Below are 25392 nucleotides of genomic sequence, written 5' to 3' on the forward strand. Positions count from 1 at the left end.
TCCTGTTTTTACTTTAGATTATCGCTTAAGCCACTTCTGGAATTGGCTTTGGTGGTTGTTCCAAGTCGGGTTCTTTTTGCACGGTCGGAACAATCCCTTCACCGACAGCACTGAGGTAGCTACCACTGAGTTTGATCGCAAGGTACATATCGGCACGCAGCAAAATCCCGCCTTCGCTGGTGCTTATTCCCGTTAACTCACACCATTGACGCAAGCGGCGTTTTCTTCCCGCGAGGACTAATCGTATTCCTCTTTTCTTGAGCACTTCGTGAATGTCGGCCAATGTTGCCATGACACTCAAATCTAGGTGAGTAAAGCTTGATACGGCATCGACTACGACACAGCTGACATCTTTGTTTTGCTCTGCGTGCTCTAGCAAACGACGCTTAAAGTACGGCGCATTAAAGTAGGTCAACGGTGAGTTGAAGCGATAAATCACCATTCCCGGAATTGGAGACGCTTTTCCGGTTTCATCAATGGTGCGAATGGTGCCTTTTTCATCCAGACCCAGTAGTTGGTCACTTGGTCGCATGACGATGCGTAAAAACTGAAATAGACCTAATAGAACTGCCAGTGTGATACCCGGAATAACCCCAATCACTAGCACGGAAATAAAGGTAATGATGGCAAGGTAAAAGGCATCTTTGTCACGTGTTTTCAGTATCCATATGGCTTTGAGGTCAAGCAGCGACAGTGACGCGATGATGAGTACCACGCCGAGTGACGCAATAGGGATGAACTGTAACGGCTCGTAAATAAAGACCGCGATAATAGCAATGGTGATGGCAGCCACAATCGATACCAATTGCGATTTTCCCCCATTGGCGTCGTTAACGGCGGTACGAGAATCTGCGCCGCTGATGGCAAAGCCTTGCGAGAAGGCAGAAGCAATATTGGCAAACCCCAATGCCTGAAACTCTTTATTGGCGTCAATGTCGTAGCCGTTCTTCGCTGCGAAGCTGCGCGCGGTCAGCATCATGCTGACAAAGCTAACGATCGCTAAGTTTAACGCTGGCACGACGAGCTCACGCACTTCGCCAAGCTCAAATTGTGGGGCTTGAAATTGAGGGAAACCACCTTGAGTTAAGCCGACTACGGCCACGTCCATTTCTTGTAAGTGCAGTAGCCAAACCGATGCTGTAGTAACCAGTATGGCAAGCATTGCTGCAGGCCAAGTAGGACGGTAGCGTTTGGTTACCAAATAGACCACCACAGTCGCTACACTTAACGCAACGGTTGGCCAATGAAGTTCTGCCAAGCGTTGTGGAGCTTCCCATAATCGTTCAAGTAGATAGCGTTGTTCGTATTTCAAACCCACGACTTTCGCAAACTGACCGACAATGATGGTCAACGCCACGCCGTTGAGTAGCCCTAAGAGGATTGGGCGGGAAAGGAAGTCAGCAAAAATTCCCAGTTTGAAACGGCTGGCCAGTACACACCAAATACCTGTCATAGCTGTCATGGTCATGACGAGCTGCCAGTGTTTGGTTGGGTCGCCAGCGGCAATTGGGGTAACGACGGCGGCGATGACGGCACAGGTTGCGGCGTCCGGGCCAACAATGAGTTGTCGGGAAGTGCCCATTAAAGCGTAAACCAGCATCGGCAGCACGCATGAGTAGAGGCCGACGATAGCAGAAACGCCAGTTAGCTGTGCATAAGCAATAGCAACAGGTAGTGCAACAGCAACGACAGAAAATGCGGCTCTAAAGTCGTTCACGAGCCATTCTTTTTGATAGTTTTTAAGTTGAATGAGTCCTGGGAACCACTGAGCGAATAAGAGTCTAGCCAACAGATTTTCCATATATGTGGTTGAGATACGGTAAAGTATACATCGTTAATGGGTAAGGTCTGTGAGCTATTTATCACTCATATCGCGATCAATTGGTTTGGCTGTGGTTACAACGGTTGTCTGAGAGTGAGCATCGGATGCGTCGAAAGGGAGGGGGCGTTATTTGGATTCAGAGCACAAGAAAACGGGAGCCAAAGCTCCCGTTTTTGTCTTTCTTATTGGCTTTTAAGCAACGCTATCCATTTGAGGGTAAAGAGGCTTTGCTGCCAATAGTTCCGGTTCAAAATCGTCAACGTTAATGGTATCGAGACGATGTTGCTCGGCTTCTCTCAGCAGTTCTGCTTCTTCTTGAGTGATCACGCCTTGCTCTAGACCTTCTTGAGCAATCATATCCAAGCGGAGGAATGGACGACGTTTACCTTGCGCTTTACAAACTTTGTCGAACACAGGCTCAGCTTGAAGAATCACAGACAGTGCTAACTCAATCTTACCTGCTGGGTTGTGCTCTGTTGGCTCTAGGTACTGGCCACGGCCAATGCGCGAACGTGTTGCACTTGGGGTTTGTAGAATACGTGCCACTTTGCTGTCTAACTTGTCACTTGGTGCTTTGCGTACACGACCGAATGGCATAATCAGAACGCGAAGTGTGCGGCCAATGACTTTGTTCGGGAAGTTTGCTAGGAACTCATCAACGGCGATTTCTGCTTGTTTTAAGCTATCTTGTAGACCCCAGTGAACCAAAGCCAAATCTTCAGCTGGACGACCATCTTGTTCAAAACGTTTTAGCGTCGCGGAGCTTAGGTATAGCTGACTGAGAATGTCACCTAAACGCGCAGATAAGCGCTCTTTACGTTTCAACGAACCACCAAGTACCGCCATTGAGATATCAGACAGAAGCGCTAGGTTGGCACTGTAACGGTTTAGCTGTTGGTAGTAGCGTTTCGTTGCATCTTTAGTCGGTGCCGATGAACCTAGGCCATCGCTTAAACCAAACCAAATACTGCGAACGAGGTTACTCATGGTAAAGCTCACGTGGCCAGCTAGCGCTTTGTCGAATTTCTCAACCGCGTCGCTCGCTTCTGAGTAAGCGGCGTTCATTTCTTCAAGCACGTATGGGTGACAACGAATCGCACCTTGACCGAAGATGATCATCGAACGAGTCAGAATGTTTGCACCTTCTACCGTTACGGCGATTGGAGATCCTTGGTAGCCACGAGCGAGGAAGTTCGAAGGGCCTAAACAAATGCCTTTACCGCCGACAATGTCCATCGCGTCGATGATGCTTTGTTGACCGCGGTGGGTACAGTGGTACTTCACGATTGCAGAAATAACCGATGGCTTTTCACCTAGGTCGATACCTGCAACAGTTAGGTTGCTGGCCGCATCCATGACGTATGCATTACCGCCAAGACGTGCCAATGGCTCTTCAACGCCTTCCATGTGACCGATTGGTTGTTTGAACTGACGACGAATGCGAGAGTATGCACCCGTTGCCATAGCGGCCGATTTGATACCACCCGTTGAGTTAGAAGGTAGCGTAATGCCACGGCCGACCGACAGACATTCCACCAGCATGCGCCAGCCTTGCCCTGCCATTTTTTCACCACCGATGATGAAATCGATAGGAACGAAAATGTCTTTACCACGGGTTGGACCGTTCTGGAATGGTACGTTCAGTGGGAAGTGACGGTTACCGATTTCTACACCTTTCACATCCGTTGGGATCAGCGCACATGTGATACCAAGATCTTCTTTATCACCAAGCAGGCCTTCTGGGTCACGCAGTTTGAATGCAAGGCCAAGTACCGTCGCAACAGGCGCAAGCGTGATGTAGCGTTTGTTCCACGTTAGACGCATACCCAACACTTCTTTGCCTTCCCATTCTCCTTTACAAACGACGCCGTAATCTGGGATTGAACCTGCGTCTGAGCCCGCTTCTGGGCTAGTTAGTGCGAAACATGGGATTTCTTTACCTTCAGCTAGGCGAGGTAAGTAATAGTTTTTCTGATCTTCTGTACCGTAGTGTTGCAAGAGTTCGCCTGGGCCTAATGAGTTAGGCACACCAACGGTAGAAGAAAGTACGCCAGAAACACCCGTCAGCTTTTGCAGTACCAAAGATTGAGCGTATGCAGAGAACTCTAGACCACCGTACTTTTTCTTGATGATCATGGCGAAGAATTTGTTGTCTTTCAGATACTGCCAAACTTCAGGTGGTAAATCCGCGAGTTCATGCGTTACTTGGAAGTCGCTGACCATAGCACACACTTCGTTTACTGGGCCGTCTAAGAACGCTTGCTCTTCAGCGCTAAGTTTTGGCGCTTGAATTGCGTGTAATTTTTCCCATTCAGGTTTACCTTTGAATAGCTCAGCTTCCCACCATACTGTACCAGCATCGAGAGCTTCTTTTTCAGTTTGAGACATCGCAGGTAGCACAGTCTTAAACAACGCCAGTGCCTTACGGCTAATAAGCGATTGGCGGATACCAGAAACGGCAAAGACCGCGATTGCAAGCACATACAGTGTCCAGCCAATAACGCCAACTGAGCCTGTGATAGTCAGCACTAGCATGGCAGCAGTTAGTAGGCTGACGGATTTAACGAGTGACATTCTGTGGTAAAGCGTAATGCCTAACACAACAGCCATCGCAACGATAGAGAGCAAGATGTCCATATAATTTTTCCTTTTCAGACTTTATAAATGTTGTACGTCTGTATTTTGGTAAGAGGTCTAACCAGTTGGTATAAGTGTAATCAAAATATTAAAGAAATGTAAAACACAAGATTGAGTAAAAAGTGATCTAAGTAGAGTTAAAATTCTAAAGTTGCGAATTGAGTGATGGTTTCGTAAGCAAGTTGACAAGTTTATTACTGTCACCAATCCAAATCTGGAGGTTCACTATCGACACTAATTCTCGTTTGTGGGTAAACTCAGTGTTATGAAATGTCCGGTGCTAAAATGGCATCAGAACCATTTACTAAGGCGAAGCGAATGCGCATTTACGCCCGAAATAATAAAGAGAACGTCTTATGTACCAAGATCTGATTAGAAGTGAATTGAACGAAGCTGCTGAAGTGCTCAACAAATTTTTAAGCGATGACCATAACATTGCTCAAATCGAAGCGGCAGCGAAGATGATTGCCGATTCTTTTAAGCAAGATGGTAAGGTGCTGTCGTGCGGTAACGGTGGTTCGCACTGTGATGCAATGCACTTCGCAGAAGAGCTAACGGGGCGTTACCGTGATAATCGCCCAGGATACGCTGGTATTGCGATTTCAGATCCAAGCCACCTTTCTTGTGTCAGTAACGATTTTGGTTACGACTTTGTCTTTTCTCGTTACGTTGAAGCGGTAGGCCGCAAAGGTGATGTTCTGTTTGGTTTGTCGACATCTGGCAACTCAGGCAATATTCTTAAAGCGATTGAAGCTGCGAAAGCGAAAGGCATGAAGACCATCGCACTGACGGGTAAAGATGGCGGTAAAATGGCTGGTCTTGCTGATGTTGAAATTCGTGTACCACACTTTGGTTATGCAGACCGTATTCAAGAAGTACATATTAAGATTATTCACATCATCATTCAGTTGATTGAAAAAGAGATGGAATAATTTTCTGCAGCCACTTTTTCGGCTGTGGTTTAGGTAAGGAGTTCGTTAAACGATGTGTGAATTGCTCGGCATGAGCGCCAATGTTCCAACGGATATCTGCTTCAGCTTTACAGGGCTGATGCAGCGTGGAGGTCGTACTGGCCCGCACCGTGATGGTTGGGGAATTACTTTTTATGAAGGTAAAGGTTTTCGAACCTTTAAAGACCCAAAACCAAGCTGTGAGTCCCAAATCGCTGAATTGGTGCAAAACTATCCGATCAAAAGTCGTGCGGTTGTGAGTCATATTCGCCAAGCAAACCGTGGCGGAGTGAATTTAGAAAATACGCACCCATTCACACGTGAGTTGTGGGGCAAGTATTGGACCTTTGCTCACAATGGCCAGCTGTCTGATTACCAAGATCTGTACACTGGGCGCCATCGTCCTGTTGGTCAAACAGACAGTGAGCTCGCGTTTTGTTGGCTGCTAAAGCAGATGGAAGATCGATATCCAGAGCCTCCTCAGGACATGGAATCTGTTTTTCTCTACATTGCTAAGTGTTGCGATCAGCTCAAAGAAAAAGGCGTGTTCAATATGTTGCTCAGCGACGGCGAGTTTGTCATGACGTATTGTACTAATCACTTGTATTGGATTACGCGTCGCGCACCGTTTGGCAAGGCCGCTTTGCTAGATGAAGATGTGGAGATCAACTTCCAAGAAGAAACAACACCAAACGATGTTGTTTCTGTCATTGCAACTCAGCCTTTAACCGGCAATGAGACTTGGCATCGAATGAAGCCTGGTGAATATGGTTTGTTTCACCTTGGTGAACTGATCCAAAACAATGCATCTGATTTGAAAGATGTGCCATTTGCAGCGCCCAAACCGGGTAATCAAGCTCCGACCGAACCGTTGGAATAACGACGTTTCTAGACATCAAGTTTTCCAAATAACAAAAAGGCAGTCACTCGACTGCCTTTTTTGATGCGATTTTGTATTGATTTTGTATGTAAGCCAGCAATAGCACTGAGAATTCTTAATCATCAGATCCGTTTGCTTAACTTGTGCTTATAACTAAGCTTTCCGCTGAATCAGTTGGCTCAGCATAAACAAAGAAGTCGCACTGATCACCACTGATGGGCCTGCTGGCGTGTCGAAGTGCCAAGACAGACTCAGTCCCATTAGAACTGAAATCGCACCTATGCTGGATGCGAAGAATGCCATTTGTTCTGGTGTAGAAGACAACTTACGCGCTGTTGCTGCAGGGATGATCAACAGTGAAGTCATGATAAGGGCACCGACAAACTTCATACCTACCGCAATCACTACGCCCACCATCAGCATCAAGACCAGACGAATTAAATCTGTGTTCACACCTTCTACAGCGGCTAGCTCTTCGCTGACGGTACTTGATAATAACGGTCGCCAGAATATGTACAAACATGCACTAACGGCAATTACGCCGGCATAAATAAACATCAAATCTTCTGGTGATACAGCTAATAAATCACCAAATAGGTAACTCATTAGATCGACACGAACATTGTCCAAAAAGCTTACTGACACCAAACCGATAGACAAAGAGCTGTGAGCCAGAATTCCGAGTAGGGTATCTGTGGCCACCAGTTGCTGCCTTTGCAGTGTTACAAGGAGTACCGCTAATGCTAAACAGCAGACTAGCAGCGCAAGATAGAGGTTAACGTTCAGTAAGAACCCGAGAGCGAGCCCCATTAACGATGCATGGGCAAGAGTGTCACCGAAGTAGGCCATTTTGCGCCATACAACAAAAGACCCAAGTGGACCTGCGATGATTGCAATACCAATACCAGCGAGAATAGAAGGTAGAAGAAACTCAATCATGGTGATGATGTCCGTGGCTATGGTTAGAGCATGAGGTAGCGTCGCCCGATACTGGAGAGCCAGACAAATCGTGATGGTGATGCTCGTGGTCGTGATGATAAAACGCGAGTGATTCTCTCGCTGCGTTACCAAACAATGCTATGTAAGAAGGATGCTGAGTGATCGTTGCTGGTGATCCCGAACAACAAACGTGGTGGTGCAAACAAATCACATCGTCTGTTTTTGCCATGACCAAGTGCAAATCATGAGATACCATAAACACAGCGCAATCGAAGCGGTGACGGATGCTTTCAATCAAATCGTATAGATCGATTTGTCCCTGAACATCAACACCTTGAGCTGGTTCATCAAGAACCAACAAGTCAGGGCGTTGTAGCAGCGCGCGGGCGAGTAGGACACGTTGGTTTTCACCACCAGATAGGCGGTGCATGTTGCTCTTAATTAAGTGCTCGGCACCAACCAGTCTTAATGCATCAAGGCATTCTTGTTTGCTGTACTTTCCTGCTAAATTTAAGAAACGGATAACGTTTAGCGGCAAAGAGTCGTTGAGTTTCAGTTTCTGAGGCACATAACCAATTTTTAGCCTTTTCGCTTTAACCAATTTTCCGCTAGTTGGCTTTTGAAGCCCTAAAATGACTTTAACTAACGTGGATTTTCCCGCTCCGTTGGGACCGATTAGGGTTGTGATTTTGCCCTTTTCTAATTCCATGCTGATGTTATCGAGAACTCTGCGATCATCGAACTCGACGCACAATCGTTCAAGACTGACTAATGAAGACATGAATGAAACTCATTTGCAAAACTATAATGTTATAATGTAACATTATCGCACTTTCTATGCCATATCCCAAGTAAAACTATGAAAAGAGCTTTAATTCTTGCTGCTTCAGCAATGTTAACCTTGCCAGTGCAGGCGATAACAGTACTTACAAGCATTAAACCGATCCAACTGATGGTGACTGAACTGACTGAAGGCGTCACTACTCCTGAAGTGCTAGTTCAGTCAAACGCATCACCACATGATTATTCGCTGCGACCTTCTGATGTAAAAAAAGTCGCGTCTGCGGATTTTGTGATTTGGTATGGTCATGATTTGGAACCGTTTCTTGAAAAAGTCGTATCAAATAGAGCTAGTACACTGACGTTAAGCGAAATACCAAATCTAGCGCTTCGTGAGTTTGATAGTGAGCATTCGCATGATCACGACGGTCATAACCACGGTAGCCACGACCCGCACTTTTGGTTGGGTATTAAACCGGTTAAACAGGTCGCCCAAGCTGTTGTGAACAAATTGGCGGAAATCGATCCAGCTAATGCGAAAACGTACAGCAACAATCTTGTGAAATTTGAAGAACAGCTTGCGGCTAAAGATAAGGAAATAGAGCAGCAGTTAGCACCAGTGAAGAACCAAGGATACTTCGTTTTCCATGATGCGTACGGTTATTTTGAAGAGCGCTATCAATTAAATAATCTAGGACACTTTACGGTGACTCCCGATCGAAAGCCGGGTGCCAAGACGCTGATTCAGATCAGAAAAACACTGGGATCAGGTAACGTGGCTTGTGTGTTTTCTGAGCCTCAATTTACACCAGCCGTTGTCGAGAGTGTGATGCGTGGCAGCAATGTGGCCAAAGGCGAGCTTGACCCATTAGGCAGCACGATCAAAGTGGAGCCAGGCAGTTACTTTAATTTGTTAGGCAACATGGCTGACAGCTTTGAGCAATGTTTGGCTAAATAAGGGTAATTAGTTGTAGTTTTGCGGATGAAATGTCTCTTTTACGTGATCTAGCAGTAAGAATTACAACCTTTGGCAAGACGAACCTTTTCTATAAAAGGAATTGAGATATCATTATCAATAATTAGCGGCTCAAAATAACCCTAATCACAAGAGCTACGGAAGGCCTATAGGGAGTTGAGTTGATATAAATTGATATATAAGGTTTTCGTCTTGCTTCGCCAACTTGTCCTGATTTTCTGGGGACTCTTCATATCATCTCACGCATTTGCGCTGAACAACGCAAATGCCATCTTTTACCCTTTGCCTACTCAGGTTAAGGGCACTTTTATTGCTGCGAAAAAATTGTTCTTGGGCGAGCAAGGTGGGCTATGGATTCATGATGTACATGGCCGCGTTCTTTTTTATGATGGCCAAAATGTTCTGCCAAAATCAGGCAGTTTTTTGCAAATGACCGCAAAGCAGCTTGCGTATCATCAAGGGTCATTCTGGACCTTTGTCGAAAATGAGGTTTATCAGACCTACCCAAACAAAGAAAGGCAGTTGGTCTTTAGCCTTAACCCCGGGTCGCAAATTAGAAAAATAGGTTCATCAGGTGATTATATTTGGGTCAGTGATGGCGCACATTTTTATACCTACAACATCAAAACCAATGAACTTGATTCATTTTCACTGCTTCAACTTTATCAACATAGCAATAATAGTTATGTGTACATCAATGATGCGATTCTGATCGAAACCAAATGGGCGTTGGCTACAACATCTGGTGTCTATCTCTCTGAAGGTAATAAATTTGATCATGTGATTTCATCCGGTCAAAACTACATTGAAAAAGTGTACTACTCGCATACGAGACGCGAGATATTGGTTGGCACCTTAAAAGGCGCGTTGATCTTCAATATTTACGAGCCGAACAAAGAGATCGTCAAAATTGGTGGCTCCCACGTACTGACGTTTTCAGAGACCAATCAAGAGTATTGGGTTGGTACTGAGCACGGTTTGTATCTCTACTCGTTTTTAACAGGTGAAGTTACTGAAGTTGAGCCTGCGAGCTTCTTAGAGTTAGAACTCGATAGCACTAAAATTTATTCCTTACTTAGCGACAACATGGGCGGAATGTGGATAGCGACAAACCAAGGCATTCGTTATTACTCTTTGTTCAGCAAAAAATTTGAGCGAGTCACCTTTAGTAGTTATGACTCGCAAACCTTATCTGGTCGTATCAGACAAACGGTAACAGGGCCAGATGGTGTGCTTTGGTTTGCCGATGACCGCAAACTGTATCGTTCTGGCGCGGAAGGGATTGTAAAAGTCTTAGAATTAGATTCTCAAATTAACGAATTTGCGTTCCAACGAGGCATGTTATGGCTTGCCACTTCAAAAGGTTTGGAGATATTCCAATTGGAGGGGCTGAAAAAGGTTAGCTTCCCTTATTTACAAGTAATGGCTGGGCATGCTGTTGAGCATATTGCTCTAGACGACACAAACCGTTTGTGGGTATCCAGCGGTTACCAACTTTACAACGTTGATATCGACAAGCAATCCGTCAGAAACTTTGGTAGCGAATGGATCGTGAGTCAGTACTTACCAGCTAAAGTGACGCGCTTATATGATACCGAAGATAAACTTTTTATTGGTACGGATCACGGCATTTATGAATACGATGATGAACGTATTCGTTTCAATCGTTTCTCGGAAAAATATGGCGAGTCGCTAGATATAGTGACAGCGGCGGATGGCTCTCAGTGGTTTGCCTCTTCCTATGGGTTGTTTAAAACAGTGGCTGGTGGCGAAGCCAAGCAAGTCTTGGAGATGAGTGTTGCGAATGCTCGTCCGGCGTGTTTGATCAGTGATGCGAAAGGTGTGTGGCTCGCATCTTCTGTTGGGTTGAGTTACTACCGATTGTCCGGTGAGTTAGTTAAACATTATTCATCTGCATCGGGCTTGATTAATAATGAGTTTATTCCTGGGATATGTAGCGTAGTGAAACGCACAGAAGATGGTGAACGTGAACTTGTTTTAGGCTCAAAATATGGATTAGTTAAAGCGGAGGCTTCAAAACTATTGGTGTCAAACCCGCCAGAATCCCGCTTTATTGTTAGCCAAGTGATGCTTGAAAACGATGTAATCCAAGTGGGGAGTTCCGACCTTGATGGGATTAAGCTGCCTTATGGTTCTTCGCTGAGTTTTCTCTTTGGCATCATGCCTAAACCGGATAGCCAGAACCTGTACTACCGCTTAAACGAAGACGATCGATGGCAGACCTTAGAAGGGGGTCAGTTAACCTTAGAGCACCTCAACTCTGGGGAATACCACCTTCAAGTGAGTAACGAGTCACAGGTAACGGCGGGCGTTGTTGGTTTAGAGTCTCGTTTTGAAGTGCTCAAACCATGGTATCTATCCCAGCTTGCGATATTAGGCTTTCTCGTCTCAATTTCTACGCTTATCGGCCTTATCATGTACTGGCGTTCACGATATGTTATGCAAGCAAACCGAGAGCTTGCTGCTCAGGTCACTCTAAAGACCAACCAACTAAGGCATCAAAGCCGCGTATTATTGACGAGTAACCAACAGTTAAGAAAGCAAATTCAGGTTAGAAATCTATTAGTTGACCATGTTGCTCAGTCTATAAAAACCAGCGTCGATTATATCTCGTCAAAATTGCCAGTGGAGAGAGACTCCATCACAGAGGATCACGTATCAAAAACTTACTGGCAGCTGAATGAGCTTAAAAGTGCTCCTGGTGATGCGAGTAACGGCAGTCAAAACTACAACCTAAGCCAAATTACGCAATCTGTGGTGGATGTGTGGCGAGACGATTTCGCCAAAGCGGGGATCTCTGTGGAGTTAGAGGATGAGAACAAGTCTAGCCGTATTGCTCTAGAGAGTTTTAATCTGGATGTTATCTTCAACAGTATCTTTGCCAACATCATCAAGCGCTCTTTCCGAGGTCAGGCCGTTAAAGTGATGTTAGAAGAGGGGCGGGACATTGTCTCACTCAGCTTTTTGGATTACGGAACGCAATTGCCAAATAAACTTTCTCTAAGTCGTCCTGCTAATAACAATGTGGACTTGAGTATAGACAATCTTTCGCAGTTGGTTACGGTGAGTGGAGGGCACTTAGCGGTGTTCACTTCTGATGCGCAGAATAAAATTGAGATTACTTGGCCGATGGCAAAAGAGTTGAGCCATGTCGAGGAAGTTTTACCAGAATTTGTGCCAGAAAACATCGCCGAAGAAAAAGCCAGTCCAGAGAATGAGTGGCTACAAAAGGTCTATCAGTTAGTTGCTGAGCATTACCATGACCCTGATTTTGGTACTGCGACAGCGGCTAAGATGTTATTTATGTCTGAACGTAGTTTACAACGCCGCTTTAAGTCGGCCTCGTCAAGAACGTTAAAAGATTATTTAACGGAGGTACGGTTAGAAACTGCTTGCGAACAGTTACTCGCAGGTGAAAAAATCAGTGAAGTGGCTTTCAATTGCGGTTTCAATGATCCCTCTTACTTCAGCCAGAAGTTCAAGTTGCACTTTGGTTTACCTCCATCAAAGTTCGCGATGGAACAAGACAGTCACGCAAATTAGTCTCCAATCTTTCGAGCATCGTTAATAGTTACAGCATGGATGTTATCTAAATCACCTCCTCACGTTTAGCGGCGTGATTCGTTCTGATACTGCAACTAAACCATTCTAGTCGCCTCGGGTTACGCAGCGTTCTGTTTTTTGAGTTGTTCTGAGTAAGTAAAGCATCTGTACTTTCTTATGTAGTTCGCAGCACCAAAGAGCTGCAATGCCTTTGTGTTGTTAGGCTAGAGTTTTTTTGCCTAATTTAGGCGTTGTGATAGGTAAGTGAAACATCAATGCACAGCGTTGTAGCAGTTTGTTTTCGCCAAACAGCACATATAAATAGGATATAGAAAGCTTAACTAAAGTGCTTCTAGTTACAGGAGGTTGGTTGTTAAAGGTTTAAATCGGGAGTAGAAAAGAAGTGAAAAAAAATATCGTGGTATAGCCGGGGGGACTATACCACGGGTGTCAATGACACCTTCGCTTGCTGCCGGAGTGACATGTTGCCATGCCACCTCTGGAATTCTTTTAAGAGGTTGCCCTCTCGATGGAATAACTATACGAGACCTTACTTATTTTTCTTATAAAAATAACGACAGGTTGATATGAGAAAAGCGACAATGTTGATTTTTTATTTTAAGTCATTGATTTTAAATTGAAATATTTATTCTGCTTAGACGGTATTAAGTTTTTGTTTCTTTTTTATGGTTTTCAAAATGTCGATTTTGACGAAAATGACGAGGTGAAACTTAACGGAGTTAACGTTCAAAATATGAAAGGCAATTATGGAATCTTTGATTTCACACAATGAATGGAAGGGTATAGAGGAGTATTATCGCAGCCTAAATACTCTTAAATAATAATATTTATCATTAGCAATACTCTTAAGGGCCACTATGAAATTATCAGAAATTAAACCTGGCGATACGGTGACAATTCGTTTGTTAGATGGTCTTTCATCAGATATTAGAAAAAAGCTTATGGTAATGGGGCTACTTCCGAACACAGAAGTTAAGGTGATCAGACGCGCGCCGATGGGAGACCCGCTACAAGTTGAGGTACGCGGTGTATCTGTTGCATTAAGAGAAACCATTGCTCAAAAAATTGAAGTGGAGCGAGTGTAATGCAGTATCAAGTTCTTACTGTAGGTAACCCAAACAGCGGTAAAACTACTCTTTTTAATGGTTTGACTGGTGCCAAACAGCAAGTCGGTAACTGGGCTGGCGTGACTGTTGAGAAAAAAACGGGTCAATTTAAGCACGCGGGTGATGAGTTTTTACTGACGGACTTGCCGGGCATTTATTCTCTGGATAGCGGTAACGATAGTAACAGTATCGATGAATCCATCGCTTCTCGTGCGGTGTTGACGCACCCAGCTGATTTGATCATCAACGTGATTGATGCCACCAGCTTAGAGCGCAGTCTATATATGACGCTGCAACTTCGTGAGCTTGGTCGTCCGATGGTTGTTGTTCTCAACAAAATGGATGCGTTAAAGCGTGAACGTCAGATGATCAACATTGCTGAGTTAGAAAAGACGCTAGGTTGCCCAGTGATCAGTTTGTCTGCCACTAATAAAGCACAAGTTGCTGAGTTTAAAGAAAAGCTCCACAAAGCCATAGTTCAGGGTGTTGCGCTAAAAGACCGCTCTTTGAATTACGGCGATAAGATGGAAGCAGCGATCGAGCATATTTCTTCTCTATTTAACGATCAAACCGTTTCTCATCGTGCATTAGCGATCCGTGCTCTAGAAAAAGACACGATGGTTCTCAATAGCCTTTCCGATCTTGATAGAAGCAAAGTACTGGAAGCGATTGCGACTTTAGATTTGGATATTGATTTACACGTTGCGGATACCAAATACACTCATCTGCACGAACAATGCAAAAAAGTTCGCCGCAGTGAAGGCAAACTCAGCCGCAGTGTTACCGAAAAACTTGATCAGTTTATTTTGAACAAGTGGGTGGGGATTCCATTCTTCTTTGTTGTGATGTACCTAATGTTTATGTTCTCGATTAACATTGGTAGTGCATTTATCGATTTCTTTGATATCGGCGTTGGCGCACTTTTGGTTGATGGCGGTCATCACCTATTGGATGGTCATTTGCCAGTTTGGCTTGTGACGGTTATTGCCGATGGTATTGGTGGCGGTATCCAAACGGTAGCGACCTTTATTCCTGTCATTGCGTGTTTGTATTTGTTCCTAGCTGTGCTTGAGAGTTCGGGTTATATGGCTCGCGCTGCGTTTGTACTCGATAAAGTGATGCAGAAAATCGGCTTGCCGGGTAAAGCGTTTGTGCCGTTGGTTCTTGGTTTTGGTTGTAACGTGCCGTCAATCATGGCAACACGCACTCTAGACCAAGAACGTGAGCGTAAGTTAGCGGCATCGATGGCGCCATTTATGTCATGTGGTGCTCGTTTGCCTGTATATGCACTGTTTGCTGCGGCGTTCTTTCCTGGTTCTGGTCAAAACATTGTCTTTGCACTTTATTTATTAGGTATTGTGGCTGCGATCTTCACCGGTCTTTTCTTAAAGCACACTCTTTACCCTGGCAGCAGCGATAGCTTAGTTATGGAAATGCCAGACTACGAATTGCCAACATTGCAAAACGTCGTGATCAAAACTTGGCAAAAGCTTAAGCGCTTCGTACTGGGTGCAGGTAAAACCATCGTTGTGGTTGTTGCTATCCTGAGTTTCCTAAACTCGTTGGGTACAGATGGCAGCTTTGGTAATGAAGACAGTGAAAACTCTGTACTTTCTAAAGCGGCACAAGTGGTAACGCCAGTGTTTGCGCCAATTGGCATTCAAGAAGATAACTGGCCAGCAACGGTTGGTATTATTACCGGTATTTTCGCCAAAGAGGCGGTCGTTGGTACGCTAAACAGTTTGTACACGTCGCCAAGTGACGGTGAAGAAGCAGAGTTCGATCTGATGGGTAGCCTAAAAGATGCGGTAATGAGTATTCCTGAGAACCTTGCGGGCTTGAGTTACTCTGATCCATTAGGCATTGAAGTGGGTGACCTAACAGATTCAAATGCGGTCGCAGAAGAACAAGAAGTGGATGCGTCTATCTTCGGCAACATTAAGTCTCAGTTTGTTTCTGGTCATGCAGCGTTTGCTTACTTGATCTTCATCTTGTTGTACACACCATGTGTTGCTGCGATGGGGGCGTATGTACGTGAATTTGGCCATAACTTCGCACGTTTTATTGCGGTTTGGACGATGGGTTTAGCTTACCTATGTGCAACGTTCTACAATCAGTTGACGCATTTCTCTGAAAGCCCAATTACCAGCGGTGTCTGGATGGCAATTATTGTTGCAATCTTCATCGGAACTTATCACGTATTCAAACGTATTGGTAAAAAACAACATGGTGCGTTAGAGGCGCAAGTCGCATGATTTTAAATGAGCTTTATCAATATATTGCAGACAAAGGGACGGTCTCACAGTCTGAGCTGGCTAAGCAGTTTGGAATGAGTGAAGATGGTGCGGATGCAATGTTAAGCGTGTGGATCAAGAGGGGGAAAATTAGCCGTTTGGTTGATACCAATAAAGCTCGAGATGTGATGCGTGTGCGTTATGCCGTGACAAAACAAGATGGGTTGTCACTCACTGTTACTATGTAGTGGTTTATCAACCAAAGTTTACAAATAATAAAGCCGTGTCATTTCTGATGCGGCTTTTTCTTTTCTAATCAATAGCCTTGTCGATGGCAAGCAAATCTCATAGCGGCTGAATATTAATTAAGCTTTATGGAAGATCGAGCTTAGCGACAATACATTTCCAATACGTTTGAGAATCTCATCTTGTTCTTCTTCGCTACGAAACTCGCCGCTTGTGTTTCCCCAAATCGGCCCTGGCCATGCAACGTCGTCCTTAAAGCGTGCGATATGATGAATGTGTAGCTGCGGCACCATGTTACCGAGTGCGCCAAGATTCAACTTGTCAGGACGGAAAGTCGCTTCGAGCGCTTGGCTTACCGCTTGTGATTCAAGTAAAAACTGTTGCTGCTCTTTCATCGGTAAGTGGTGCAATTCTTTTAAGTTGGCACGTTTAGGAACTAAGATGACCCACGGCACTGCATTATCTTTATGTAGAAGTGCAACGCAAAGAGGGAAGTGGCCGATTACTGTGGTGTCTTTTGCCAATTGAGGGTGCAGTTCAAAACTCATTGTGGATATCCGATTCATTTCAATTTGAATTAGTATACGTCAGATAAAACAAAAGGTTGACGCTTTCACGTCAACCTTTGCAATCATTCAGCTTGTGCTACTTAAGTTATCAACTTAAAAGCGGCTTACATGCGCTCTAGCGTTTCGATACCTAGTAGCGATAAACCTTGCTTGATGGTTTTCGCTGTTAGGGCTGCCAATTTTAGACGGCTTTGCTTAACGGCTTCATCTTCTGCTACTAGAATTGGGCATGCTTCGTAGAAGCTTGAGAATTGACCCGCTAGTTCAAATAGGTAGCTACACATGATGTGCGGTTGGCCTTCACGAGCAACAGATTGAACGGCTTCTTCAAATTGTAGAAGTTTAGCGATAAGCGCTTTTTCTTTTTCGTCAGTGATTTGGATATCACCTTGAAGTTCATCCATCGCTACACCAGCTTTAGCAAAGATAGAGGCAACGCGAGTGTATGCGTATTGCATGTACGGCGCTGTGTTACCTTCAAATGCTAGCATATTGTCCCAATCGAACACGTAGTCAGTAGTGCGGTGTTTAGATAGGTCAGAATATTTAACCGCTGCCATCGCCACTGTTTTAGAGATCTTCTCTTTCTCTTCAGCATCTAGCTCTGGGTTCTTAGATTCGATCAACTGTGCAGCACGAACTTCGGCTTCATCAAGAAGGTCCGCCAAACGAACCGTACCGCCCGCACGAGTCTTGAATGGTTTACCGTCTTTACCAAGCATCATGCCGAAAGCGTGGTGCTCAAGAGATACAGACTCAGGTACGTAGCCTGCTTTACGAACGATAGTCCAAGCTTGCATTAGGTGCTGGTGCTGGCGAGAGTCGATGAAGTAAAGTACGCGGTCTGCGCCTAGCTCTTCGTAACGGTATTTCGCACATGCGATATCCGTTGTTGTGTATAGGAAGCCGCCGTCGCGTTTCTGAACGATAACGCCCATCGCTTCGCCGTCTTTGTTTTTGAATTCTTCTAGAAATACAACTTGCGCGCCATCATCTTCAACCGCAAGACCTTGTGCTTTTAGGTCCGCTACGATCTTAGGTAGCATGTCGTTGTACATGCTTTCGCCCATTACGTCATCACGAGTTAGAGATACGTTTAGACGATCGTAGTTGCGTTGGTTTTGGATCATGGTTACGTCAACCAGCTTCTTCCACATTTCTGCGCAGAATTCATCGCCGCTTTGCAGTTTCACTACGTAGTTACGTGCTTTCACCGCAAATTCTTCATCTTCGTCGTACAGCTTTTTAGATTCACGGTAGAAGCCTTCAAGGTCCGCCAGTTCCATAGAAACTTCGCCAGACTCTTGTTGTACACGCTCAAGGTTTGCGATAAGCATACCGAACTGAGTACCCCAGTCGCCGATGTGGTTCGCGCGGATCACTTTGTGACCTAGAAACTCAAGCGTACGTACTACCGCATCACCGATGATGGTTGAACGTAGGTGACCAACGTGCATTTCTTTTGCAACGTTTGGTGCTGAGTAGTCAGCAACGATAGTTTGAGCTTCGTCTGCTGCAACGCCAAGACGTGAGTCAGCTAGTGCTGCGTCAGCTTGTTTCGCAAGGAACTCTTCGCTTAGGAAAATGTTGATGAAACCAGGGCCAGCGATTTCTGTTTTGCTCGCAATACCATCTAGGTCTAGAACATCCAGTACTTTCTGTGCAAATTCTCGAGGGTTAGTACCCAGTTTTTTAGCAACGCCCATTACGCCGTTTGCTTGGTAGTCACCAAATTGTGGCTTTGCTGATTGACGAACAGCAGCAGGGCTTCCTGCAGGTGCGCCAGCGGCTTCTAGAGCCTGAGATACTTTGTCATTAATAAGTGCTTGGATATTCACACGCGTTTCCTTCAATTCAAGGACGAAGAACTCGGCAAAATAGGCGCCGAGTTCTGTTGGAGTTCACAAAAATGGGGCTAATGATAACAACTTTATTGCTTTTCATACAGAGAGGATTTGGGGAAATTTTTACTTTTTCGATTGAATGGAAATGTCACTTTGTTTGCGTTTACTATTGCGCTCAGAGTAAAGAGATAAATCGCCCCAAAAGAGAGCCACAATGACTATTCAACTTGTTGAAAAACGCCTTACGCCTGAACTAATGCTCCAAGACTTAGATGTCTTCATGGGCAAGATTGAAGAGCTTGCAACCCTGTTAAAACTGGATCTGAGCTTTGCTCAAGCTGACCATATTGCATTGCGTATTAATGACCCTGAAACGGCAAAAGCTGCGCATGAGGCATGGAATCAATACGGCAAGGTGATTTCACAAGCGAAAATCAACGGTCGTCCAATTATCGTCATCGAATTCGACACAGCACTCGAAAGCCGCGGCTGGAAGATTGAGTGTCTGGAATTGCCATACCCAGCCGAAGGGAAAACCTATCCAACCGAAAGTTGGGAGCACGTGGAGTTTGTGATTCCATCTCATGCGGAAACCGCAGACGAGTTTTTGGCGGACTTGAAACACACTTATCCAGCGTTTGGCGCGCGTTTTGATGAGTTAGAAGAATTGGGTGTGAAGATCAAACTATCGAGTCCGAAAGGGGAAGGTGAACGCTTGAACAACCCAACCGTGGCGTTTAAGTACCAAGGTATTTGTATCAAGCTGCACCCGCATTCACTTAAGCGTATTGTGGAGTCTGAGCAGGCGTAAAACGCTAGGGTGAGAATTGCTGAGTTGCGATAGGCAAAAAGGGAGCCGAGGCTCCCTTTCGTAAGCGAATCACTATTTAGCCAGTGACTTGCTTTTTGGGTTGGTAATGGAAAGTTTTTTGCCTTTCAACTCTTCATCTAAAGGCAGTGTAAAAGTTTTGGCAAACGGCATTCGTTTACAATGATCCGCCTTGTCTCTAACGATAGTAATAAGAGCTTCTGTCTGTGAGCTTTGCTCTATTTTTAGGCTAAAATCATCGTTCTTACTGCAGCCGTTAGACTCTGTGATAAATGAAATTTGACTCTCACTTGTCCTATAAGTCTCTACCATCATTGCTTGGTGCTCAGACGTCTGGTTTGTTTGCAGTCCTGCGTTTGCTGAACATGCAGTTAAACTGATAGTGCTCAAACCAAGTAGGAATATCTTGAGTCTATGTTTCATCTCGTTACCTTTTTTTGCGTCGTACGAATGAACCTGCAGCCATTAACACCAGTAGGCCAATAGATAAACTGCCGCCTGAACTAGACTTTTTATTAACGTCGTTACCAGCATCGCCCGTATTATCTGTGCTGACTGACATATTTATGTTGCGAACAAATGCTTGCGCGCTGTAAATGCCACTTGAAAACGGGTGTTGGACGTATTCAAACGTTATCGTATTAGATGCTTTGTAAAGATCGATCTGGATCTCTTTATAATCGAGGAGTTGGTTGGTGCTATCGTAAATTTCACCATTAACTAAGATGAACAAGTAATCAAAACCATCGGACATTACTTTGAGATCCATGGTAAGTTTGCCCTTCGGAAGATCGGTCAAAACCAGCTCAGATACACCAGGATAAGCTCCCATATCCGCTGATTGCAGTTCACCATTTTCAGCCGTCCAAGCGTTTTGACCGGTATAAACATTTGCGTCTGCTAGCGGAATGGCATTACGCACTGATCTGCTTGCTTTATCTACACCTGAATACTCGAAAGTTGTTGTGAGTCTGGACAGTTTCGGATGATCGGTAAAGAGCTCTATCGTTGTTTCTGATCCCGAATAGCTAGGTTGGTAGCCGACGGTAATTTGACAGCTTTGCGAAGGCTTTAAGGTACCAGTACAAGTGCTTTTCTCGATGGTACTTCCGTATGATATTGTGCTTTGGTAGATGTTGAATGGGATAGTATCGTCATTACGAATAGTAAAGGTCTCTTGCTGCGCTTTTCGCTCAACGAAACGAAGATCTCGGTACTTAGTGAAGCTGATAGTATTGCGATGGCTATCTATCCATCCATTGTGTTGAAAATGAGCGACGTTGGCGTAAACACCATAAGCGTTTGGTTGAGCACATCCATCCCCCCAGCTGACCACGCCTAGCAATTTGTTGATACCGTTATCATCAACGATGAGTGGACCGCCGCTATCTCCTTGGCAGCTATCTTTACCTCCCCAATAGTATCCGGCGCAAATACCGTCATCTGATACATTAGAGTAGTTTCCTGGTAGGTTTTGGCAGGTAGCTCGATCTACGTATTCCAAATCTACTTGTTGTAAAACGGTTGGGTATATTCGGTCTGTCGTGGACGTATTTCCCCATCCAGCCACGTGCAACTTGTCTCCTACGCGTACGCTATCTAAAAGTTCTGGCGTTGCCAGGTCAATAGTTGCGCTATCGATATTGCGTTCTAATTCAATAAGAGCGATGTCATTGTTCGTTGTTATGTTGTTATATTCATCATGTGAATAGATATTTTTAATGGCGATGCGCTGTGCTTGAGACTCTCTGTTTTTGTCATAAAGACCAAGAACGATATCCAGATCGTCCGCATTAAGACCTTCCACACAGTGCGCAGCAGTTAATACGTATTTTCCACCTAGGAAACTGCCACCACAAAAGTGACCAATAGATGTAGGTTGTCCTTTACGTACCAGTGAAGCAATAAATTTCCAGTCGGAAGTGTTGGCAGGTTCGCCGCCGATAATGCGAGTGGATACATCATTCTGAACAGGCTCAAGAGTATCTGCGATTGTGGTTGCTGGTAAAGTCAGCCCAATCAGAAAAGCCACTAACGTTTTTTTCATTTTAATTCCGTAATATTAACGTGGTTTATTATAAGGAGGGCAAATGATAAACGGAATCATTCTCTCAGTAAATAGTTGTGGAGAAATGAAAAATTATAACGTATCGGTTTAACTTTGATGGTTAGAATTGGAGGGGGGATCTTCTGAAAAGATGAAACCCGCCAAGTTGGACGGGTTTCACTATCGTTGTAACTAGTACGGAGGGATTACAGGATCACTGTCTTATTCCCATAAACAAAGACGTGGTCATTGATCACTTTATTCAAAGCCTTACTCAATACGTTCTTCTCTACATCGCGTCCCGCTTGCGCCATATCTTGGGCATTGAATGTATGGTCGACAGGAATTACGTCTTGCTTGATGATCGGCCCTTCATCTAAATCATTAGTCACGAAGTGTGCTGTTGCACCGATGATTTTCACACCGCGATCGTAAGCTTGTTGATATGGCTTCGCGCCAATAAAAGCAGGTAAGAAGCTGTGATGAATATTAATGATTTTGTGGTGATATTTCTCAACAAACGTCGGCGTTAATACGCGCATGTATTTAGCTAGCACCAAAAAGTCAGCATCGTATTGATCGATCACTTCTAGCATCTTCTGCTCGTGTTCTTCACGGCTAAGGTTTTCATGGGTCACATGGTGGTAAGGAATGTCGAAGCGTTCAGTGAGAGTTTGCAGTTTGTCGTAATTCCCCACCACAGCGGCGATCTCAACATCTAGGCTTCCATCGTAGGTTTTCATCAGAATATCGCCTAAACAATGCGCTTCTTTTGTGACGAGAATGACGATGCGCTTACGGCGAGAGCCAACCAATTTACGCTTAGCACCTTGCGGGAGAGCTTGGTCCAAGTCGGCAAGAAACGTTTGATCGTTGAAGTACCCCTCCAACTCCGTTCTCATGAAAAAGTGGCCACTGGTATTATCAACAAATTCGTTATTGTGAACGATGTTGAGTTGGTGCTTGTAACAGATATTAGTAATTTTCGAGATGAGACCCGGGGCGTCAGAACAGTGGGTCAACAGTGTTTTCTTTTCCATAAATCAGGTACTTCCATGCATTAATATTTTAGCGTACGAATTTGTTATTATTCCCTGGCGGGTGTAACTGTACTGCCATGTTTCACCATAAATAATCTATTCTTACGTTGGTTTCAACAAAATATCCGCGTGTCGCCGCAAGCTGGTCAGATTGTGGGCTGATGTCACTCCTATTCCTCTGATATACTCTCGATAATTTTTCAAACTCAATACCAAGCATGATCGCAAAAACTTTTTCCTCTGATGGCGCGTTAGGTAAGGCCATTCCTGGCTTTCAAGCTCGTCAGCCACAAATCGATATGGCGGAAGCCGTCAGCAGTGCGATCAAAGATCAAACCCAGTTGGTGGTGGAGGCAGGAACCGGAACCGGTAAAACATTTGCTTATCTTGTTCCAGCGTTGTTGAGTGGCAAGAAAGTCATCATCAGTACTGGCTCGAAAAACTTGCAAGAGCAGTTGTACCATCGGGACTTACCGCTCATGGTCAATGCGCTTGGTTTTTATGGTCAAGTGGCGTTATTAAAAGGGCGTTCTAATTATCTGTGTTTGGATCGTTTGAGCCGCCAAATGGTCGAAAGCCACACTAATGAATCTGACCCGACGTTATTAACTCAACTGGTTAAAGTGCGTGCTTGGTCATCAGAAACCAAAACAGGTGACCTTGGGGATTGTGATGATCTGCCAGAAGACAGCATGATCATTCCGACCATCACCTCAACCAATGATAACTGTTTAGGTAAAGAATGTCCGAGCTACACTGATTGCTTTGTATTGAAAGCGCGTAAGCGAGCCATGGATTCCGACATTGTTGTGGTGAACCATCACTTGTTTCTTGCTGATTTAGCGATTAAAGAAACAGGATTTGGTGAACTGATTCCAGAAGCCGATGTGTTTATTTTTGATGAAGCTCATCAGTTGCCAGATATTGCGAGCGAATATTTCGGCCAGTCAGTTTCAAGCCGCCAAATTCACGATCTTGCCAAAGACATTGAAATAGCCTATCGCACCGAAGCCAAAGATATGCGTCAATTGCAAAAAGTGGGCGACAAACTCATGCAAAGCGCAATGGACATGCGGATTGTATTGGGTGAGCCAGGCTTTCGTGGCAACTGGCGTGAGGCGTTGCAATCAGGTTCTATTAAGCGAGAATTATTGCGCTTAACTGACAGCCTCGAATTGGCGATTGATGTACTCAAAATAGCCTTAGGGCGCAGTCAATTACTGGATACCGCCTTTGAACGAGCCAATTTGATCAAAGGCCGTATCGACCGGGTATGTGATGTCGATATTACCGGTTACTCATACTGGTACGATACCTCGCCTCGTCATTTCGCTCTGCACATTACGCCTCTTTCTGTCGCGGACAAGTTCCATGAGCAAATAGAGATTAAACAAGGTGCGTGGATTTTCACGTCAGCAACCCTAGCTGTATCGGGCGACTTCAAGCACTTTACTGAGCGCCTTGGCCTCAAGCCTACAAAGCAATTTTCTCTGCCGTCCCCCTTTGATTATCAAAAACAAGCGCGCCTTTGTGTGCCAAGGTATTTGCCAGAGCCAAACAGTAACGGCTTGGCGGATAAGTTAGTCCGAATGCTTGCTCCGGTGATTGAAGAAAATGATGGTCGCTGCTTCTTTTTATGTACCTCGCACAGCATGATGCGTGAACTAGGTGAGAAGTTCCGAGAAGTACTTGAGCTGCCTGTGTTAATGCAAGGGGAGATGAGTAAGCAGAAAACCTTGGCGGAGTTTATGGAACTGGGTAACGCTTTACTCGTGGCGACGGGCGCTTTCTGGGAAGGGATTGATGTTAGAGGTGATGCGCTGAGCTGTGTTATTATCGACAAATTACCGTTTACCGCCCCTGACGATCCGTTACTCAAAGCCCGTATCGAGGATTGTCGATTACGTGGCGGTGAACCATTTGCCGAAGTACAAATCCCGGATGCAGTGATTACGTTAAAGCAGGGAGTAGGGCGATTAATTCGAGATCAGAAGGATCACGGTGCGTTGATCATTTGTGATAATCGCCTCGTCACGCGAGACTATGGTGGTATTTTCCTCGGAAGCCTACCACCTATCCCAAGGACGCGAGACTTAGATGGAATCAAAGCATTCCTGAAAGCAGAACAATCTGTCACAGACGCAAGTGCTGAGGCATAACCCAATAAATGAAAGTTGTAGAGAGTTAAATGAGCGCAAAAATTCTTGCTATCGATACAGCGACTGAAAACTGTTCAGTTGCGTTGTTGGCTAATGATCAAGTGATTTCACGTAGCGCGGTTGCACCACGCGATCACACCAAAAAAGTACTGCCAATGGTTGATGAAGTACTCAAAGAAGCTGGCCTGACTCTACAAGAGCTGGATGCGTTAGCGTTTGGACGTGGTCCAGGTAGCTTTACTGGCGTTCGTATCGGTATTGGTATCGCACAAGGTTTGGCGTTCGGTGCTGACTTACCTATGATCGGCGTTTCAACGCTGGCTGCAATGGCTCAAGGTAGCTATCGCTTACATGGTGTGACCGATGTCGCTGTGGCCATTGATGCACGTATGGGTGAAGTTTACTGGGCACGTTACACTCGCCAAGCAAACGGTGAGTGGGCAGAGATGGATGCAGAGTGCGTAATTCCACCAGCACGTCTCGTTGAAGAAGCACAAGCAGACGACAAAACGTGGACGACAGCAGGTACTGGTTGGGATGCTTACCAAGAAGTATTAGCAGACCTACCGTTTAATTTGACGCATGGTGACGTTCTGTACCCTGACTCACAAGACATTGTGATTTTAGCTAAGCAAGAACTAGAAAAAGGCAATACGGTTCCTGTTGAAGAATCTAGCCCAGTTTACCTGCGTGATAACGTGACTTGGAAGAAGCTTCCAGGCCGCGAATAATTAGGAAACAAATAAAGA

General features: G+C 45.0%; 19 protein-coding genes. 10 read left to right on the plus strand and 9 right to left on the minus strand.

Annotation, left to right across the window (positions count from 1 at the left end; translation table 11 throughout):
- Positions 1 to 25 precede the first annotated feature (25 nt).
- Both BIW15_RS05945 and fadE read right to left on the minus strand, forming a co-directional pair.
- The gene (locus tag BIW15_RS05945) at positions 26 to 1801 is read right to left on the minus strand and encodes a SulP family inorganic anion transporter (RefSeq protein ID WP_005457639.1); all 1776 of its coding nucleotides are present in this window, start codon (positions 1799 to 1801) and stop codon (positions 26 to 28) included.
- Positions 1802 to 2014: 213 nt separating this feature from the next.
- Entirely contained in the window at positions 2015 to 4459 is a 2445-nt protein-coding gene (gene fadE, locus BIW15_RS05950) for an acyl-CoA dehydrogenase FadE (RefSeq protein ID WP_025631478.1), read from the minus strand.
- 356 nt (positions 4460 to 4815) lie between these two features.
- On the opposite strand from fadE, the gene lpcA reads away from it, so the two are divergent.
- Together lpcA and BIW15_RS05960 are read left to right on the plus strand one after the other, a co-directional pair.
- Positions 4816 to 5391, plus strand: a complete 576-nt coding sequence (gene lpcA / locus BIW15_RS05955; RefSeq protein WP_005494304.1) for a D-sedoheptulose 7-phosphate isomerase — start codon at positions 4816 to 4818, stop codon at positions 5389 to 5391.
- Between the two features lie 52 nt (positions 5392 to 5443).
- Positions 5444 to 6289 (plus strand): class II glutamine amidotransferase, encoded by an 846-nt coding sequence (locus BIW15_RS05960; protein ID WP_005481076.1) that lies wholly within the window; start codon positions 5444 to 5446, stop codon positions 6287 to 6289.
- Positions 6290 to 6442: 153 nt separating this feature from the next.
- Here BIW15_RS05960 and znuB read toward each other — a convergent pair whose 3' ends face one another.
- Together znuB and znuC are read right to left on the minus strand one after the other, a co-directional pair.
- Positions 6443 to 7228, minus strand: a complete 786-nt coding sequence (znuB, locus tag BIW15_RS05965) for a zinc ABC transporter permease subunit ZnuB (protein WP_021823123.1) — start codon at positions 7226 to 7228, stop codon at positions 6443 to 6445.
- The gene (gene znuC, locus BIW15_RS05970; RefSeq protein ID WP_017448743.1) at positions 7221 to 8009 is read right to left on the minus strand and encodes a zinc ABC transporter ATP-binding protein ZnuC; all 789 of its coding nucleotides are present in this window, start codon (positions 8007 to 8009) and stop codon (positions 7221 to 7223) included. Before znuC ends, znuB begins: the two co-directional genes overlap by 8 nt.
- A gap of 78 nt (positions 8010 to 8087) precedes the next feature.
- Here znuC and znuA point away from each other — a divergent pair, with 78 nt between their 5' ends.
- The 5 genes from znuA to BIW15_RS06000 all read left to right on the plus strand — a co-directional run bounded on the left by znuA (position 8088) and on the right by BIW15_RS06000 (position 16157).
- Positions 8088 to 8966 (plus strand): zinc ABC transporter substrate-binding protein ZnuA, encoded by an 879-nt coding sequence (gene znuA, locus BIW15_RS05975; protein WP_077280679.1) that lies wholly within the window; start codon positions 8088 to 8090, stop codon positions 8964 to 8966.
- Positions 8967 to 9176: 210 nt separating this feature from the next.
- Positions 9177 to 12548 (plus strand): AraC family transcriptional regulator, encoded by a 3372-nt coding sequence (locus BIW15_RS05980; protein WP_179115230.1) that lies wholly within the window; start codon positions 9177 to 9179, stop codon positions 12546 to 12548.
- An 878-nt stretch (positions 12549 to 13426) separates the two neighbouring features.
- The gene (locus BIW15_RS05990; RefSeq protein WP_005455496.1) at positions 13427 to 13654 is read left to right on the plus strand and encodes a FeoA family protein; all 228 of its coding nucleotides are present in this window, start codon (positions 13427 to 13429) and stop codon (positions 13652 to 13654) included.
- Positions 13654 to 15930: a Fe(2+) transporter permease subunit FeoB gene (gene feoB, locus BIW15_RS05995; protein ID WP_005486014.1), complete on the plus strand. Its 2277-nt coding sequence runs from the start codon at positions 13654 to 13656 to the stop codon at positions 15928 to 15930. Before BIW15_RS05990 ends, feoB begins: the two co-directional genes overlap by 1 nt.
- Positions 15927 to 16157 carry a FeoC-like transcriptional regulator gene (locus BIW15_RS06000; RefSeq protein ID WP_077280681.1) on the plus strand — a complete coding sequence of 77 codons (231 nt, stop codon included), beginning with the start codon at positions 15927 to 15929 and terminating at the stop codon, positions 16155 to 16157. The genes feoB and BIW15_RS06000 overlap by 4 nt, the downstream gene beginning before the upstream one ends.
- 117 nt (positions 16158 to 16274) lie before the next feature.
- On the opposite strand, the gene BIW15_RS06005 is transcribed toward BIW15_RS06000, so the two are convergent.
- A complete protein-coding gene (locus tag BIW15_RS06005) occupies positions 16275 to 16703 on the minus strand; it encodes an HIT domain-containing protein (protein WP_005455485.1) in 429 nt (142 codons plus the stop codon).
- Between the two features lie 125 nt (positions 16704 to 16828).
- Complete coding sequence (argS, locus tag BIW15_RS06010) at positions 16829 to 18562, minus strand: arginine--tRNA ligase (RefSeq protein ID WP_025554393.1); 1734 nt, start codon at positions 18560 to 18562, stop codon at positions 16829 to 16831.
- Positions 18563 to 18782: 220 nt separating this feature from the next.
- On the opposite strand from argS, the gene BIW15_RS06015 reads away from it, so the two are divergent.
- On the plus strand, positions 18783 to 19379 hold the full coding sequence (locus BIW15_RS06015; RefSeq protein WP_025625776.1) for a VOC family protein: 597 nt from the start codon (positions 18783 to 18785) through the stop codon (positions 19377 to 19379).
- Positions 19380 to 19451: 72 nt separating this feature from the next.
- Here BIW15_RS06015 and BIW15_RS06020 read toward each other — a convergent pair whose 3' ends face one another.
- The 3 genes from BIW15_RS06020 to purU all read right to left on the minus strand — a co-directional run bounded on the left by BIW15_RS06020 (position 19452) and on the right by purU (position 22484).
- Positions 19452 to 19820, minus strand: coding sequence for a hypothetical protein (locus BIW15_RS06020; protein ID WP_025632307.1), 369 nt, complete (start codon positions 19818 to 19820; stop codon positions 19452 to 19454).
- A 4-nt stretch (positions 19821 to 19824) separates the two neighbouring features.
- Positions 19825 to 21444: a trypsin-like serine protease gene (locus tag BIW15_RS06025; protein ID WP_005382202.1), complete on the minus strand. Its 1620-nt coding sequence runs from the start codon at positions 21442 to 21444 to the stop codon at positions 19825 to 19827.
- Between the two features lie 206 nt (positions 21445 to 21650).
- Complete coding sequence (purU, locus tag BIW15_RS06030) at positions 21651 to 22484, minus strand: formyltetrahydrofolate deformylase (RefSeq protein ID WP_005382206.1); 834 nt, start codon at positions 22482 to 22484, stop codon at positions 21651 to 21653.
- A 218-nt stretch (positions 22485 to 22702) separates the two neighbouring features.
- Here purU and BIW15_RS06035 point away from each other — a divergent pair, with 218 nt between their 5' ends.
- Both BIW15_RS06035 and tsaB read left to right on the plus strand, forming a co-directional pair.
- On the plus strand, positions 22703 to 24643 hold the full coding sequence (locus tag BIW15_RS06035; RefSeq protein WP_005382210.1) for an ATP-dependent DNA helicase: 1941 nt from the start codon (positions 22703 to 22705) through the stop codon (positions 24641 to 24643).
- Between the two features lie 29 nt (positions 24644 to 24672).
- A complete protein-coding gene (gene tsaB, locus BIW15_RS06040; protein ID WP_062907868.1) occupies positions 24673 to 25374 on the plus strand; it encodes a tRNA (adenosine(37)-N6)-threonylcarbamoyltransferase complex dimerization subunit type 1 TsaB in 702 nt (233 codons plus the stop codon).
- The last annotated feature ends 18 nt before the right edge of the window (positions 25375 to 25392 follow it).

Origin of the sequence: Vibrio sp. SALL6 (genome assembly GCF_002002385.1) — a bacterium.
Lineage (GTDB): Bacteria > Pseudomonadota > Gammaproteobacteria > Enterobacterales > Vibrionaceae > Vibrio > Vibrio parahaemolyticus.

What these genes read in the sequence shown, in the direction of transcription:
- BIW15_RS05960 (WP_005481076.1), top strand. Translation starts at nt 5,444, where the DNA reads ATGTGTGAATTGCTCGGCATGAGCGCCAATGTTCCAACGGATATCTGC.
- BIW15_RS06035 (WP_005382210.1), top strand. Translation starts at nt 22,703, where the DNA reads ATGATCGCAAAAACTTTTTCCTCTGATGGCGCGTTAGGTAAGGCCATT.
- BIW15_RS06025 (WP_005382202.1), bottom strand. Translation starts at nt 21,444, where the DNA reads ATGAAAAAAACGTTAGTGGCTTTTCTGATTGGGCTGACTTTACCAGCA.
- znuB (WP_021823123.1), bottom strand. Translation starts at nt 7,228, where the DNA reads ATGATTGAGTTTCTTCTACCTTCTATTCTCGCTGGTATTGGTATTGCA.
- BIW15_RS05990 (WP_005455496.1), top strand. Translation starts at nt 13,427, where the DNA reads ATGAAATTATCAGAAATTAAACCTGGCGATACGGTGACAATTCGTTTG.
- BIW15_RS06005 (WP_005455485.1), bottom strand. Translation starts at nt 16,703, where the DNA reads ATGAGTTTTGAACTGCACCCTCAATTGGCAAAAGACACCACAGTAATC.
- znuC (WP_017448743.1), bottom strand. Translation starts at nt 8,009, where the DNA reads ATGTCTTCATTAGTCAGTCTTGAACGATTGTGCGTCGAGTTCGATGAT.
- tsaB (WP_062907868.1), top strand. Translation starts at nt 24,673, where the DNA reads ATGAGCGCAAAAATTCTTGCTATCGATACAGCGACTGAAAACTGTTCA.
- BIW15_RS05945 (WP_005457639.1), bottom strand. Translation starts at nt 1,801, where the DNA reads ATGGAAAATCTGTTGGCTAGACTCTTATTCGCTCAGTGGTTCCCAGGA.
- BIW15_RS06000 (WP_077280681.1), top strand. Translation starts at nt 15,927, where the DNA reads ATGATTTTAAATGAGCTTTATCAATATATTGCAGACAAAGGGACGGTC.
- BIW15_RS06015 (WP_025625776.1), top strand. Translation starts at nt 18,783, where the DNA reads ATGACTATTCAACTTGTTGAAAAACGCCTTACGCCTGAACTAATGCTC.
- lpcA (WP_005494304.1), top strand. Translation starts at nt 4,816, where the DNA reads ATGTACCAAGATCTGATTAGAAGTGAATTGAACGAAGCTGCTGAAGTG.
- znuA (WP_077280679.1), top strand. Translation starts at nt 8,088, where the DNA reads ATGAAAAGAGCTTTAATTCTTGCTGCTTCAGCAATGTTAACCTTGCCA.
- purU (WP_005382206.1), bottom strand. Translation starts at nt 22,484, where the DNA reads ATGGAAAAGAAAACACTGTTGACCCACTGTTCTGACGCCCCGGGTCTC.
- feoB (WP_005486014.1), top strand. Translation starts at nt 13,654, where the DNA reads ATGCAGTATCAAGTTCTTACTGTAGGTAACCCAAACAGCGGTAAAACT.
- fadE (WP_025631478.1), bottom strand. Translation starts at nt 4,459, where the DNA reads ATGGACATCTTGCTCTCTATCGTTGCGATGGCTGTTGTGTTAGGCATT.
- BIW15_RS06020 (WP_025632307.1), bottom strand. Translation starts at nt 19,820, where the DNA reads ATGAAACATAGACTCAAGATATTCCTACTTGGTTTGAGCACTATCAGT.